This is a genomic window from Massilia hydrophila, from assembly GCF_020208145.1.
GTDB classification, from domain to species: Bacteria; Pseudomonadota; Gammaproteobacteria; order Burkholderiales; family Burkholderiaceae_D; genus Telluria; species Telluria hydrophila.
The window spans coordinates 55,046-70,196 of sequence record NZ_JAHYBX010000013.1; the positions used below are offsets into that span (position 1 = coordinate 55,046).

The following is a 15,151-nucleotide window of genomic DNA, read 5'->3' on the forward strand; positions in this document are numbered from 1 at the left end:
ATCGACTGTTACGCCAAGGCCCTGAACGCCTGTTCATCGGTGTGGCGAACAGCGAACACCTTGATCAGTTGCGATCGTGGCTGCAGCAAGCGCCATACGATCAGCTGTTGGCACTGGAGCCGGTCCTACACACCTGACGCTGTGTCGTGACGTACTTGAAATCGGTCCAGCGAGCCCCACCTCTTAAGCGAAGTGATCAGTCAAGCGTCCGCCGCCAGGCGCCTGACCTGCACAATTACTCTGATCGAGAGAAGGAGTCATCATGAACATGATCTATAACAGCGAACAGTACAGCGTCCTGGAGTTCGGCGTTGATCGCGACCTCGAAGCGCTGCGCTTCGGCGGGTACGAGATCGTCGACAAAGCCGGCCGGCGCGAAGCGTTCATCGGCGGCAAACTGGCTCAGTCTTTCCGCCGCGATGTGAACAACCTCATCGCCAGCGAGCCGACCATGGAAGAAATCGACGACTTCCTGGGTTCCTACGATACCCTGATGAGCCAGCCGGTCGTGCTGCACTGAGCGTCACATCCACCACTGCGGTTTCAAGGCGCGGTGGTGGCGGCACGGTGCTAGCCCGTGCCACCGGCACCTCTGGCGTGGTAAGCTGCGCGCATGTGCCAACTCCTCGGAATGAACTGCAACGTCCCCACGGACATCGTCTTTTCCTTCACCGGCTTCGCCCATCGCGGCGGACGCACCGACACCCATCACGACGGCTGGGGCATCGCCTTCTTCGAGGGCAGGGGAGTACGCCACTTCGTCGACCACCAGGCCGCCATCGCCTCGCCGATCGCCGAACTGATCAAGCGCTATCCGATCAAGTCCACCAACGTCATCGCCCATATCCGCAAGGCCACGCAGGGTAGTATCGCCCTCGAGAACTGCCACCCCTTCGTGCGCGAACTGTGGGGCCGCTACTGGGTATTCGCCCACAACGGCGACCTGAAGGAATTCGCGCCGCAGCTGTCCGGCCCGTTCCGCCCGGTGGGCACGACCGACAGCGAACTGGCCTTTTGCTGGCTGATGCAGAACCTGCACGCGCAGTTCGGCGACGTCGCGCCAGCACTGCCCGCGCTGCGCGCTGCGCTGGAACGGCTGGTGCCGCAAGTGGCCGCGCACGGCACCTTCAACATGATGCTGTCGGACGGCACCGCGCTGTTCACCCACTGCTCGACCAAGCTGTCCTACATCGTGCGCCAGTATCCTTTCGCCGCCGCCCACCTGGCGGACGAAGACCTGTCGGTGGACTTCTCCGAAGTCACCACGCCGAACGACAGGGTGGCCATCATCGTGACCGAGCCGCTGACCAAGAATGAAACCTGGATTCCTTTCGCCCCCGGCGAATTGAAGTTGTTCGTGGATGGCATGCCACAGTCATGACAAGGGCTTATCGTCGCGGCAATAAATTAATGCCAAAAAGCCACTAAATCTGACGGATACGGTAAAGTAGGGATGTTCGCGAGCCCAACCACACGACATGACCGATACCGCCGCCAGCCCTGAGGGGGCTTCACAGCCAGCTTTCCAGTCTGCTTCCCAGCCGCTGCGCAATTTCTATCTCGGGCGCCAGCCGGTGCTCGACCGCAACCAGGCGCTGTTCGGCTATGAACTGCTGTTCCGTGGCAGCGCCCAGGGACCGGCGCAGATCGACTCGGGGCTGTCGGCCAGCGCCGGCGTGCTGCATCATGCTTCCCAGCTCGGGCTGCCGCGCGCGATCGGCGACGCCACCGCCTTCCTGAACGTCGACACCGACGTCCTCATGAGCGACATGTTCGCCTTCCTGCCGCGCGAACGGACGGTGCTCGAGATCGTGCGTTCGGTGGTGCCGGACGATGCCGTGATCCGGCGCATGACCGAACTGTCGACCCACGGTTTCCGTTTCGCGGCCGAGGCCTCGGCCCATGGGCCGGGCCTGGCGCGCCTGCTGCCGGTGGTCGATTTCGTCAAGATGGACCTGCGCGAACTGCCCGTGGTGAGCCTGCTGTCGCTGGCACCGCGCCTGCGCGGCACCGGCAAGCGCCTGGTGGCCGAGAAGGTCGAGAGCCACAGCGAATACCGCACCTGCCTCGACCTCGGCTTCGACTACTTCCAGGGCTATTATTTTGCCAAGCCGACCGTGATCGCCGGGCGCAAGCTCTCGCCTTCGCAGGCCGCCGTGATGGACCTGCTGCACCTGGTGGTGTCGGATGCCGACAATGCCGCGATCGAGCGCGCCGTGAAGCAGGACGTCACGCTCGGCCTGAACCTGCTGCGACTGGTGAACACGCCGGCGGCGGGTGCGGGAAGGCGCATCGAGTCGGTCAGCCAGGCCGTGATCCTGCTGGGCCGGCGCCAGCTGCAGCGCTGGCTGCAGATCCTGCTGTATGCGGAGCAGGGGATGCGCGGTCACAACGCGAGTCCGCTCCTGATGCTGGCCACCACGCGCGCGCGCCTGATGGAACTGCTGGCCCAGCGCCTGCGCCCGGGGCAGCGCAATGTCGCCGACATCGCCTTCACGGTGGGCATGATGTCGCTGATGGATACCCTGTTCTGCATTTCGATGCAGGACATCGTCGAACAGATTCCGGTGATCGACGAAGTGCGCCACGCGCTGCTGGTACGGCGCGGCTTCTTCGGTGAACTGCTGCGCCTGGCGGAATCGCTCGAACGCATCGACGGCGCCCAGGACGAGGTGACGCCGGCGCTCCACGAACTGTCGATGGACGGGGACGACCTCGCCGAGCTCGAGGTGTCTGCCTTCGAGTGGAGCGACAAGGTCGTGCGCTACGCGATCTGAGCTACCGGGTCCGTAGCGTGGGCGGCTTGCCGCCCACGCGTTGCCAGCCGCGGTAGCGCCAGACCTCAGGACAGGTTCGGCGCCAGGTACCGCTCGAGTTCGCTCTTGTCCATGCCACGGCGGCGCGCCATGTCGTCGAGCTGGTCGTCGCCGATCTTGCCGACCACGAAGTACTTCGATTCCGGGTGCGCAAAGTAGAAGCCCGACACCGCGGCTCCCGGATACATCGCGAACGACTCGGTCAGCTCCATCCCGATTTCCCCGGCCTGCAGTGTGCGGAACAGTTCGCCCTTGACCGTGTGTTCCGGGCAGGCCGGGTAGCCCGGCGCCGGGCGGATGCCCTGGTAGGCCTCCTTGATCAGCGCCTCGTTCGACAGGTCTTCGCCCGCCGCATAACCCCACAAATCGGTACGCACGCGCTCGTGCAGGTACTCGGCGAAGGCTTCGGCCAGGCGGTCAGCCAGGGCCTTGAGCATGATCGAGGAGTAGTCGTCCAGGGCCGCTTCGAAGCGCTGCTCGTGCTTCTCGATGCCCAGGCCCGCCGTGACCGCGAACATGCCGATGTAGTCAGGCGTGCCGGAGTCCTTCGGTGCGACGAAGTCGGCCAGGCACTGGTTCGGGCGCTGCTCGCCATCCACGACCGGCTTGACGCCCTGCTGGCGCAGGCCATACCAGGTGAAGGCGACCTGCTGGCGCGTTTCGTCCGTGTAGATCTCGATGTCGTCGTCGTTCACCGAGTTCGCCGGCAGCAGCGCGATGGCGCCGTTGGCGGTGAGCCAGCGGCCATCGATGATCTTCTTGAGCATCGCCTGGGCTTCCGCGAACACCTTGGTGGCGGCCTCGCCCACCACCTCGTCGCTGAGGATGGCAGGGTAGGGGCCGGCCAGGTCCCAGGTCTGGAAGAACGGACCCCAGTCGATGTAGCGCGCCAGTTCGCCCAGCTCGACGTTCCTGAAGACGCGGCGGCCGATGAACTTCGGTTTCACCGGCGCGTACGCGAGCCTGGCCTTGTTGGCGCGCGCCTGTTCGAGCGAGAGCATCGGCAGCGCCTTCTTGCCGGCATGCTGCACGCGGATGCGTTCGTAGTCCTGGGCCAGTTCGATGATATAGGTCTCGCGCGTATCCTCGGTCAGCAGCGACTGGCCCACCGACACCGAGCGCGAGGCGTCCGGCACGTAGACCACCGGGCCTTCGTAGTGCGGCGCGATCTTGACGGCGGTGTGGGCGCGGCTGGTGGTGGCGCCGCCGATCAGGAGCGGGATCTTCTTTTCGCGGAAGTAGGGATCGCGCTGCATCTCGCGCGCCACGTGGGCCATCTCTTCCAGCGACGGGGTGATCAGGCCTGACAGGCCGACCATGTCGGCGTTTTCTTCCTTGGCCTTGGCCAGGATGTCCGAGCACGGAACCATCACGCCCATGTTCACGATCTCGAAGTTATTGCACTGCAGGACCACCGAAACGATGTTCTTGCCGATGTCGTGCACGTCGCCCTTGACGGTGGCGATGACCATCTTGCCCTTCGGCTTGGCATTGATCCCGGTGCGGCGTTCTTCTTCCGCCTTTTCCTCTTCGATGAAGGGCACCAGGTGGGCCACGGCCTGCTTCATGACGCGCGCCGACTTGACCACCTGCGGCAGGAACATCTTGCCCTGTCCGAACAGGTCGCCGACGATGTTCATGCCGTCCATCAGCGGGCCTTCGATCACGTGGATCGGGCGCCCGCTAGACGCCAGGACCTGCTGGCGCATCTCTTCGGTGTCCTCGACGATCCACTGCGTGATGCCGTGCACCAGCGCGTGCGCCAGGCGCTTTTCCACGGGCGCCGCGCGCCACTCGAGGTTCTGCTCCTGCTTGCCGCCGCCGGCCTTGAGGGTGCCGGCGAACTCGATCATGCGTTCGGTGGCGTCCGGACGGCGGTTCAGCACCACATCCTCGACACGCTCGCGCAGTTCGGGCGAAAGGTCGTCGTAGACGCCGATCATGCCGGCGTTGACGATCCCCATGGTCATGCCAGCCTTGATCGCGTGGTACAGGAAGACGGTGTGGATCGCCTCGCGCGCCGGGTCGTTGCCGCGGAAGCTGAACGAGACGTTCGACACGCCGCCCGATACTTTCGCGTGCGGCAGGTTCTTGCGGATCCAGGCGGTGGCTTCGATGAAGTCGTTCGCGTAGTTGTTGTGCTCCTCGATGCCGGTGGCAATCGCGAAGATGTTCGGATCGAAGATGATGTCTTCCGGCGGGAAGCCCACCTGCTCGGTCAGCACCCGGTAGGCGCGGCCGCAGATCTCGGTCTTGCGGGCGAAGGTGTCGGCCTGGCCCTGTTCATCAAAGGCCATGACGATGACGGCGGCGCCGTAGCGGCGGCACAGGCGCGCCTGGCGGATGAACTCTTCCTCGCCTTCCTTCATCGAGATCGAGTTGACGATGGCCTTGCCCTGCACGCATTTCAGGCCGGCTTCGATCACGCTCCACTTGGAGGAGTCGATCATGATCGGCACGCGCGAGATGTCCGGCTCGGACGCGATCAGGTTCAGGAAGCGCGTCATCGCGGCCTGCGAGTCGAGCATCGCCTCGTCCATGTTGATGTCGATGACCTGGGCGCCGTTCTCGACCTGCTGGCGCGCCACCGACAGCGCCTCGTCGAACTGCTCGTTCAGGATCATGCGGGCAAACGCCTTGGAACCGGTGACGTTGGTGCGCTCGCCAACGTTCACGAACAGCGAGCTGTCGTCGATGGTGAAGGGCTCCAGGCCCGACAGGCGCATCGCGACCGGGATCTGCGGCACCTGGCGCGGAGGACGGCCCTCGAGCATCTGCGCAATGGCCGCGATATGTTCGGGCGTGGTCCCGCAGCAGCCGCCGGCGATGTTGACGAAGCCGGCATCGGCGAATTCGCGCAGCAGGGCCGAGGTGTCGGCCGGAAGCTCGTCGAAACCGGTGTCGCTCATCGGGTTGGGCAGGCCGGCGTTCGGGTAGATGCACACGAACGTATCGGCGATCTGCGACAGTTCTTCGGCATACGGACGCATCAGGGCGGCGCCGAGGGCGCAGTTCAGGCCGATGGTGATCGGCTTGGCGTGGCGCACCGAATTCCAGAACGCGGCGACGGTCTGGCCCGACAGGATGCGGCCCGAGGCGTCGGTAACGGTGCCCGAGATCATGACCGGCAGGCGCGGCATTGACGGGTGCTCTTCAAAATACTGGTCGATCGCGAACAGCGCTGCCTTGCAGTTCAGGGTGTCGAAGATGGTCTCGACCAGCAGCACGTCGGCGCCGCCCTCGACCAGGCCGCGGACCTGCTCGTGGTAGCTCTCGACCAGCTGGTCGAAGCTGACGTTGCGCGCGGCCGGGTCGTTCACGTCCGGCGAGATCGAGGCGGTCTTCGGGGTCGGGCCGAGGGCACCGGCCACAAAACGCGGCTTGTCCGGGCTGCTGTACTTGTCGCAGGCGGCGCGCGCCAGCTTGGCGGCCTGCACGTTCATCTCGTAGGCGAGATGCGCCATGTGGTAGTCGTCCTGCGCCACACGGGTGGCGCCGAAGGTATTCGTCTCGATCAGGTCGGCACCGGCGGCGAGGTAGCGCTCGTGGATCTCCTGGATGATGTGCGGCTGGGTCAGGGTGAGCAGCTCGTTGTTCCCCTTCACGAACAGCTCGCGCTGGCCGGCGCCTTCCGGCGCGCTGAAATCCTTGAAGCGTTCGCCGCGGTAGGCGGCTTCGTCCAGCTTGTATTGCTGGATGATGGTGCCCATCGCGCCATCCAGGATCATGATGCGGCGCTTCAGGATGTCGCGCAGCTGGGAGTCGATCGGGGAGGGGGTGCGAAGAGGGGCGTTCATGGGTCGTCTTTCTACGGCTTGACAGGCCGTTTACTGTTGGGCGGTCTACGATTATACGTCAGGACGCCGCGACGCTCTGGCCGACCCAAAAAGCGCGCAAATAACGGTTTCGTGTATGTATCTTTATGTATGGTTCGGCCATATTGATACACAATGTTACAAAACCTAGCGCTTCCGCAATCTTTACGTTACATACACGGACGACAATTAACTCGTCGCCACATTGTTGGCGAAGCTTTTAACGGGATGATTGCATGAACAAAGAGTATGAGCCGGATTGGGAGCAACCGGTGAACCGTATCGAAGAACCGGCTGTTGCCCTGAAGTCGCCAGTCAGTGGCGTCAAGCAGATCGTGACGATTCGCCTGGACGTGGACATGCTGGAGTGGTTCAAGTCGGCAGGCCCGGGTTACCAGACCCGCATCAACCAGGTGCTGCGCGAATACATGGATGCGCAGCGCGCTGCGGCATCGCAGCAGCAGTGAGCGATCGGGGCGAATGCCCCGATTTTCTTTTGTGGAGAGCGAGGGTCGCAGCGCCAGCCAGTGCCGGCCGTGCTGCGACTGCGTGAATTACGAGAAGACTTTTCCGCTGAGCGGGAAACTCTTGAGGAAGTCCGGCGCCGCCAGGCGCTTGCCGCCAGGCTTTTGCAGTTCGGTCATGCGCAGCGCACCGCCGCCGCAGGCCACCACGACGCCTTGCGCGTCGGCCGACAGCACCGCGCCCGGTGCTCCGCTGCCTTCGGCCAGTACGGCGTTCCATACCTTCACCGCCACGCCATCGACCATCCCGTGCGCACCGGGGAAGGGATTGAAGGCGCGCACCCGGCGCCACAGCAGCTCGGCCGGCAGGGTGAAATCGAGCTTCGCTTCTTCCTTGCTGATCTTGGCGGCATAGGTCACGCCGTCTTCCGGCTGCGGCACGGCCTCCAGCACGCCCGCCTCCATCCTGCGCAGCGCCTCGACGATCATGCGTCCGCCCAGTTCGGCCAGCCTGTCGTGCAGGCTGCCGGTGGTGTCGGTGTCGGCGATCGGCACGCGCTCCATCAGCATCATCGGACCGGTGTCCAGGCCTTCTTCCATGCCCATGATGGTGACGCCCGTCTCGCGGTCGCCCGCTTCGATGGCGCGGTGGATCGGCGCGGCGCCGCGCCAGCGCGGCAGCAGCGAACCGTGGATGTTGATGCAGGGCCTGATGTCGAGCGTGCTGCGCGGCAGGATCAGGCCGTAGGCCGCCACCACCATCACGTCGTAGTCGAGCGCGAGCAGGCGTTCGTGCGCGGCGCGCGCTTCGGTCCCGCGCTGCGGGTCCTTGCTGTCCATGCGCAGCGACAGCGGCTGCGCCACTTCCATGCCATGCGCCAGCGCGTACTGCTTCACGCTGGATGCCTGCAACTGCATGCCGCGCCCGGCTGGACGGTCGGGCTGGGTCAGGACCAGGGGAATCTCGAAACCCGCCTCGTGCAGGGCGCGCAGGGCGCAGGCGGCGAACTCGGGCGTGCCGGCGAAGACGACTCTCATCGGCACCCTGTCAGCGGCGGCCGCCGGCGCGCTGGGCGTCGCGCTCCATGCCGCGCTCTTCCTTCTGCAGCTTGGCCTTGATGCGGTTGCGCTTGAGCGGCGACAGGTATTCGACGAAGACCTTGCCCATCAGGTGGTCCATCTCGTGCTGGATGCACACCGCCAGCAGGCCGTCGGCCTCGAGTTCGAACTCCTTGCCTTCGACGTCATAGGCCTTGACTTTCACGCGCGCAGGACGCTCGACACCGTCGTAAATGCCGGGGACCGACAGGCAGCCTTCGTCGTAGACCTGCTTTTCTTCGCTGGCCCAGGTGATGTCCGGGTTGACGAAGACCATCAGCTGGTCGGTGGTCTCGCTCACGTCGATGACGAGCACGCGCTCGTGCACGTCGACCTGGGTAGCGGCCAGGCCGACGCCCGGGGCATCGTACATGGTCTCGGCCATGTCCTTGACCAGCTGGCGCAGGCGTTCGGTGCCGAATTCGGTCACGGGCTTGGCCACCTTGTGCAGGCGTGGATCGGGGTAGCGGAGGATCTTCAGTAGGGCCATGGTCAAGAAATCAAGAGGAAATATCAGTTCAATAAGGTTCGCGCACGCGTACGGAAATGCAACACACTGGCGCCTCGGCAGGACGCGGTTTGTCTTGCTAGTTCAGGGATTTATGTGCAGAATTTGATTCAGTACGGCAACCTTTAGCACGCAAACTTTATCGATCACAGTGGAGCGTCGCGCTGCATTTCAGCGGGACGATCAGCGCCAAGGCGTGCGCCGCCAGCCATCCGGTGTCAAAGCCGCAATCCACGGACACATGACGGACGTAAGCAATGAAAAATTTTAGCACAGTCGTGACCCGCGCTGCTGCCATGGCGCTGGCCGCGCTCGCCGTGGCTAGTCCGGTCCAGGCTGCTACGCCGGCAAGTGCATGCAGCTTCCGCCCGAACGCTCCCGACCAGCACCTGGTCGTCAAGGGCGATACCCTGTGGGACATCTCCGGCACCTTCCTGCAGAATCCCTGGTGCTGGCCCCAGGTATGGGGCATGAACCGCGACGAGATCCGCAACCCGCACTGGATCTACCCGGGCCAGGTCATTTATTTCGACCGCGCGCGCGGACGCCTGTCGCTGAACCGTCCTGGCAGCGACGGGACAGGGCAGCCGCCGCTGCTGAAGCTGTCGCCGCAGGTGCGCACCGAGCCGCTCGAACGCGATGCCGTGCAGTCGATCCGGTCCGGCAGCATCGAACCCTACCTGACCCAGCCGCTGCTGGTGGAAGCCGGCGCCATGGCCAGTGCGCCGCGCATCGTGGCGTCGCAGGAAGGCCGGGTCTACCTGGGCACCGGCGACCGCGTCTACGTCAAGGGCGCGCTGGGCGGCGGCCGGACCTTCCAGGTGTTTCGTCCCAGCGGTCCGCTGAAGGACCCGCAGACCGGCAAGGTGCTGGCGCACGAAGCGGCCTACCTCGGCAGCGTCACGCTCGACCGCGAAGCCGGGCCGGGCGTGGATGCGCACAGTTTCCGGGTTGCCGAGACGCGCCAGGAAATGGGCGTGGGCGACCTGTTGCTGCCGATGCCGCCGGTGCCAGTGCGCAACTACATGCCGCATGCGCCGGCGCAGCCGGTCGATGGGCGCGTGATGTCGATCTATGCCGGCGTGACCTATGCCGGCCAGAGCCAGGTTGTCACGGTCAATCGCGGTTCCCTTGACGGACTCGATGTCGGCTCCGTGCTGCAGCTTTATCATCTCGGAAGAACGGTGCCGGACCCGGACAGCAAGGGCGTGCTCGGCATGGGCAGGAAGCAGATCAAGCTGCCCGACGAGCAATATGGCAGCCTGTTCATCTTCCGCGTGTTCAGCAATGTCTCGTATGGGCTGATCATGCAAGTGTCGGCGCCGGTCGAAGTCGGCGACGTGGCCAAATCACCCGAATGAAACCAGCCTAGCGTGCAAGACACGGCCTTCCCTCCCTCCAGCCCCGCGGACCATCAAGCCTTCGCCGACTGGATCAGGCTGGAAGGCACGGAAGGGGTGGGCGTGCGCGGCGCGCGCAAGCTGCTGACCGCCTTCGGCTCGCCCGCCGCGATCTTCAGGGCCGGCCAGGCGGCCCTTGCTGCCCACGTGCCGGCGGCCCAGGCCGCCGCCCTGTGCGCACCAATCCCACCCGCGCTCACGGAGCGCATCGCGCGCACGCTGGACTGGCTGGCTAGGCCCGGGCACCACCTGCTCACGCTGCATGACGCCGGCTATCCTGCGGCCCTGCGCCACATTCCCGATCCGCCCCTGCTGCTTTATATAAACGGCCAGCGTGAACGCCTGGGCGAGCCGATGATCGCCGTGGTCGGCAGCCGCAACGCCAGCGCGCAGGGCAGGGCGAATGCGGAAGGCTTTGCCGAAGCGCTGTCGCACGCCGGCCTGTGCGTGGTGTCCGGCATGGCGCTCGGCATCGATACGGCGGCCCACGAAGGGGCACTGCGCGGCCCCGGTTCGACCATCGCCGTAATCGGCACCGGGGCCGACCGGGTCTACCCGGCGCGCAACCGCGCCCTGGCGCACCGCATTGCCGAGGGAGGCTGCATCGTCAGCGAATACCCGCTTGGCACGCCTCCGGCCGCGGGCAATTTCCCGCGCCGTAACCGCATCATCAGTGGCATGGCGGCCGGCGTGCTGGTGGTCGAGGCGGCGGCCCAGTCCGGCTCATTGATCACGGCGCAGATGGCGGCGGAGCAGGGACGCGAGGTGTTCGCGCTGCCGGGCTCGATCCACTCGGCGCTGGCCAAGGGCTGCCACCAGCTGATCCGCGAAGGGGCGCAGCTGGTCGAGACGGTGGACGAGGTGCTGGCGGCGCTATGCTGCTCGCCCCTCGCGCGTACCGCCGCGCCGCCGCCCGAGGCCGGCCATGACCTGCTGCTGGCGGCGCTGGGCCACGATCCGGTCGACCCCGATGCCTTGCTGGGACGGCTCGGCGCCGATGCCGGGCAGCTCGCCGGCGAGCTGCTGGCGCTCGAGCTTGCCGGGCTGCTGGAGCGGCTGCCCGACGGGCGCGTGCAGCGGGTGGTAGCTGCCCGCGCTGCCGGTCCGTGCTGAGGGAAGCGCCAGTATGGCCCCATGCGGCGTTGCCTGGCCGAAGCATACCTATGCTAGCGTATGCGTTGCGCATGGGCGGATGCGAAAAAGAGTATTCTTCCTGAGTTATTTTTGTGAAATGCGCAGTCTCTATTTTGTTAAATCACGGTAAAACTGAATGAACGAATAAGGCCGCGAAACAACGTTTTCCATCCCTGGCGCACGGCCGGACGTGTCAGGCTTGTGCCTCGGCGAGCTTAGCTGCTACAGTAGCGTCACTATGTTCGACATCCTGGTCTACCTCTACGAGACGTACTATCGTCCTGACGCCTGCCCCGAGCCGGCGGCCCTGGCACGCAAGCTGTCCGCCGTCGGTTTCGATGACATCGAGATTTCCGAGGCGCTGGACTGGCTGTCCGGGCTGACCGAAGCGGCAGTTTCCGACGCCATCGATGCCTGCACCGGCATCCGCTACTACGTGGATGAGGAGTACATCGAACTGGGCAGGGCCGCGATCGGTTTCATCCAGTTCCTCGAGAGTGCCAAGGTGCTGACCCCTACCCAGCGCGAGATCGTCATCGAACGCGCGCTGGCCTGCGACGAGTCGCCGGTGGCGCTGGGCAAGCTCAAGATCATCGTGCTGATGGTCCTGTGGAGCCAGGGCAAGGAGCCCGATGCGCTGATGTTCGACGACCTGTTCGGCGACGACGACGACCAGGAACCGCGCCTGCTGCACTGAGCACACGATACACCGACACATCGACGGGGCCGCAAGGCCCCGTTTGCTTTTCTGTGTGGTCCGGCCTCGAGGCCGGGCACTGGCATGCCTGCGATGCGTGCATCGGTCGGGCGCTTGATCTCCGATGCGATCAGGAACTGCTTCATCGGGAGCACCGAATTCTCAGACATTGTCACGCGCAAGCATGGCCGTGGCGGGGCTGCATGGCCGCGGCATGCCGGCCCGCGCGCCCGTGCGCACTTGCAGGAGGCGCGAGATCGCGCTTATCATTGGCCGCTCCATCGAGACTGTTACTATTCAGACACTACGGCTTTCACAACCGTCTCGCCCGGGAGCATGTATGATGCGCGGGCAAAAGCCACTTATATATAGAGCACCCGAGAAACACTATGACCAAATCCCTCATCATCGCCGAGAAGCCGTCGGTCGCGAACGACATCGCGAAGACGCTGGGCGGCTTCACCAAGCACGATGAGTACTTCGAATCCGACGAATACATCCTGTCGTCCGCCGTCGGCCACCTGCTCGAGATCCAGGTGCCCGAGGAGTACGACGTCAAGCGCGGCAAATGGAGCTTCACGCACCTGCCGGTGATTCCGCCGTACTTCGCGCTGAACCCGATCGCCAAGACCGAGTCGCGCCTCAAGGTGCTGAACAAGCTCATCAAGCGCAAGGACGTCACCACCCTGATCAACGCATGTGACGCGGGCCGCGAAGGAGAACTCATCTTCCGCCTGATCGCCCAGAACGCGAAGGCCAAGCAGCCGGTCAAGCGCCTGTGGCTGCAGTCGATGACGCCGAACGCGATCCGCGACGGCTTCAAGCACCTGCGCAGCGACGAAGAGATGCTGCCGCTCGCCGACGCTGCGCGCTGCCGTTCGGAAGCCGACTGGCTGATCGGCATCAACGGCACCCGCGCCATGACCGCCTTCAACTCGAAAGAGGGCGGGTTCTACCTGACCACCGTGGGCCGGGTGCAGACCCCGACCCTGTCGATCGTGGTCGAGCGCGAAGAAAAGATCAAGAAATTCGTCCCGCGCGACTACTGGGAAGTGCGCGCCGAGTTCGTGTGCGCCGCCGGCGTCTACGAAGGCCGCTGGCTCGACCAGAACTTCAAGAAGGACGAGACCGATCCGGAAAAGCGCGCCGAGCGCCTGTGGAGCCGCGCGGCGGCCGATTCGATCGTCGCCGCCTGCCGCGGCAAGCAGGGCGTGGTCACCGAGGAATCGAAGCCGACCACCTCGATGGCGCCGGCCCTGTTCGACCTGACTTCGCTGCAGCGCGAGGCTAACGGCCGCTTCGGCTTCTCGGCCAAGAACACGCTCGGCCTGGCCCAGGCGCTGTACGAGAAGCACAAGGTGCTGACCTACCCGCGTACCGATTCGCGCCACCTGCCGGAAGACTACGTCGCCACCGTCAAGAACACGATGGGTGCGCTGGGCGAGATGAACAACTACCACCAGTTCGCCAAGCAGGTGCTGGACAAGGGCTGGGTCAAGCCGAACAAGCGCATCTTCGACAACGCCAAGATCTCGGACCACTTCGCCATCATCCCGACCGGCGTGATCCCGAAGAACCTGAGCGAGCCGGAACAGAAGCTGTATGACCTGGTCACGCGCCGCTTCCTGGCGGTATTCTTCCCCGCAGCCGAGTTCCTGGTCACGACCCGTTTCACCGAAGTGTCGGGCCACCAGTTCAAGACCGAGGGTAAGGTCATGACCAACCCCGGCTGGCTGGCCGTGTATGGCAAGGACACCACGGGCGACGACAAGGACGGCGCCAACCTGGTGCCGGTGCAAAAAGGCGAGAAGGTCCTGGCCGACAAGGTCACGCCGAACGGCCTGGTGACGAAACCGCCCGCACGCTACACCGAAGCGACGCTGCTGTCGGCGATGGAAGGCGCGGGCAAGCTGGTCGACTCCGACGAGCTGCGCGACGCCATGGCCGGCAAGGGCCTGGGCACGCCGGCCACGCGCGCGGCCATCATCGAAGGCCTCTTGACCGAAAAATACCTGGTGCGGGAAGGGCGCGAACTGATTCCGACCGCGAAGGCGTCGCAGCTGATGACGCTGCTGCGCGGCCTGGGCGTGAACGAACTTACCGCACCCGAGCTGACCGGCGAGTGGGAATTCAAGCTCTCGCAAATGGAGAAGGGCAAGATCTCGCGCGAGGAATTCATGCGCGAGATCGCGCAGATGACGCAGATTATCGTCAAGCGCGCCAAGGAATACGACAACGCGACGATTCCCGGCGACTATGCGACCTTGCGCACCCCGTGCCCGAACTGCGCCGGCGTGGTCAAGGAAAACTACCGCCGCTTCGCCTGCACCAAGTGCGACTTCTCGATGTCGAAGACGCCGGGCAGCCGCCAGTTCGAGATCAACGAGGTCGAGGAACTGCTCGAGAAGCGCACCATCGGCCCGCTGCAGGGCTTCCGCTCGAAGATGGGGCGCCCGTTCGCGGCGATCCTGCGCATCGTGCGCGACGAGGACATCAACAACTTCAAGCTCGAATTCGACTTCGGCCAGGACCAGGACGAAGGCGAAGACGGTGAAGGCGTCGATTTCACCGGCCAGACCGCCCTCGGCCCCTGCCCGAAATGCGCTGGCTCCGTGTACGAGATGGGCCTGGCCTACGTGTGCGAGAAGACGGTCGCCAAGCCGAAAGGCTGCGACTTCCGCAGCGGCCGCATCATCCTGCAGCAGGAGATCCTCCCGGAGCAGATGGCCAAGCTCCTCAACGAAGGCAAGACCGACCTGCTGCCGGGCTTTATCTCGCAGCGTACCCGCCGGCCTTTCAAGGCCTTCCTGGTGCGTGGCAAGGATGGCAAGATCAGCTTCGAGTTCGAGGAGCGCAAGGCCAAGCCGGCCGCGAAGGGCAAGGCGCCAGCCGCCGAGGGCGGCGCTGACGCCGGCGCCGAGGGCACGGCAGCACCAGCCGTGAAGGCGGCCAGGAAAGTACCGGCCAAGAGCGCGGCCAAGGCGGCTGCCAAGACCGCGGCGCGCAAGCCGGCGGCCAAGAAGATCGCATCGGCGGCGAAGAAATAAGCAAACCGCCCCGCCGATCACAGGAACGCGAACCCACGGGTTCGCGTTAATGAGATGGTCACCCTCCACCCTACAAGTTACTAAGCTTGTAGGGTGTTTTCATTTTGGACGGAGGCCATCATGCAAGACGTTATGCTTATCGGCATCGACCTGGGCAAGCACAGCTTTCATG

11 protein-coding genes are annotated in these 15,151 nt (G+C 64.8%); 8 read left to right on the forward strand and 3 right to left on the reverse strand.

Annotation, left to right across the window (positions count from 1 at the left end):
• The first annotated feature begins 262 nt into the window (after nt 1-262).
• From LE190_RS20735 to LE190_RS20745, 3 genes are all read left to right on the forward strand, one after another.
• Nucleotides 263-520: a BTH_I0359 family protein gene (locus LE190_RS20735; protein WP_225240489.1), complete on the forward strand. Its 258-nt coding sequence runs from the start codon at nt 263-265 to the stop codon at nt 518-520.
• Between the two features lie 93 nt (nt 521-613).
• Entirely contained in the window at nt 614-1,381 is a 768-nt protein-coding gene (locus LE190_RS20740; RefSeq protein ID WP_225240490.1) for a class II glutamine amidotransferase, read from the forward strand.
• 97 nt (nt 1,382-1,478) lie between these two features.
• Entirely contained in the window at nt 1,479-2,777 is a 1,299-nt protein-coding gene (locus tag LE190_RS20745; RefSeq protein ID WP_225240491.1) for an EAL and HDOD domain-containing protein, read from the forward strand.
• 65 nt (nt 2,778-2,842) lie between these two features.
• Here LE190_RS20745 and metH read toward each other — a convergent pair whose 3' ends face one another.
• On the reverse strand, nt 2,843-6,613 hold the full coding sequence (gene metH, locus LE190_RS20750) for a methionine synthase (protein ID WP_225240492.1): 3,771 nt from the start codon (nt 6,611-6,613) through the stop codon (nt 2,843-2,845).
• Between the two features lie 254 nt (nt 6,614-6,867).
• Between metH and LE190_RS20755 the strand changes: the two genes are divergently transcribed.
• Nucleotides 6,868-7,098: a BrnA antitoxin family protein gene (locus tag LE190_RS20755; protein WP_225240493.1), complete on the forward strand. Its 231-nt coding sequence runs from the start codon at nt 6,868-6,870 to the stop codon at nt 7,096-7,098.
• An 87-nt stretch (nt 7,099-7,185) separates the two neighbouring features.
• Here the strand turns inward: LE190_RS20755 and fmt are convergent, their stop codons facing one another.
• Both fmt and def read right to left on the reverse strand, forming a co-directional pair.
• Entirely contained in the window at nt 7,186-8,133 is a 948-nt protein-coding gene (gene fmt, locus LE190_RS20760) for a methionyl-tRNA formyltransferase (protein WP_225240494.1), read from the reverse strand.
• 10 nt (nt 8,134-8,143) lie between these two features.
• The gene (gene def / locus LE190_RS20765; RefSeq protein WP_225240495.1) at nt 8,144-8,683 is read right to left on the reverse strand and encodes a peptide deformylase; all 540 of its coding nucleotides are present in this window, start codon (nt 8,681-8,683) and stop codon (nt 8,144-8,146) included.
• Between the two features lie 275 nt (nt 8,684-8,958).
• On the opposite strand from def, the gene LE190_RS20770 reads away from it, so the two are divergent.
• The 4 genes from LE190_RS20770 (at nt 8,959) to LE190_RS20785 (ending at nt 14,979) form a co-directional block, all read left to right on the forward strand.
• A complete protein-coding gene (locus tag LE190_RS20770) occupies nt 8,959-10,062 on the forward strand; it encodes a LysM peptidoglycan-binding domain-containing protein (protein WP_225240496.1) in 1,104 nt (367 codons plus the stop codon).
• Nucleotides 10,063-10,074: 12 nt separating this feature from the next.
• A complete protein-coding gene (dprA, locus tag LE190_RS20775) occupies nt 10,075-11,214 on the forward strand; it encodes a DNA-processing protein DprA (RefSeq protein ID WP_225240497.1) in 1,140 nt (379 codons plus the stop codon).
• Between the two features lie 259 nt (nt 11,215-11,473).
• Complete coding sequence (locus LE190_RS20780) at nt 11,474-11,932, forward strand: Smg family protein (protein ID WP_224946265.1); 459 nt, start codon at nt 11,474-11,476, stop codon at nt 11,930-11,932.
• Nucleotides 11,933-12,321: 389 nt separating this feature from the next.
• On the forward strand, nt 12,322-14,979 hold the full coding sequence (locus LE190_RS20785; protein ID WP_225240498.1) for a DNA topoisomerase III: 2,658 nt from the start codon (nt 12,322-12,324) through the stop codon (nt 14,977-14,979).
• Nucleotides 14,980-15,151: the final 172 nt, after the last annotated feature.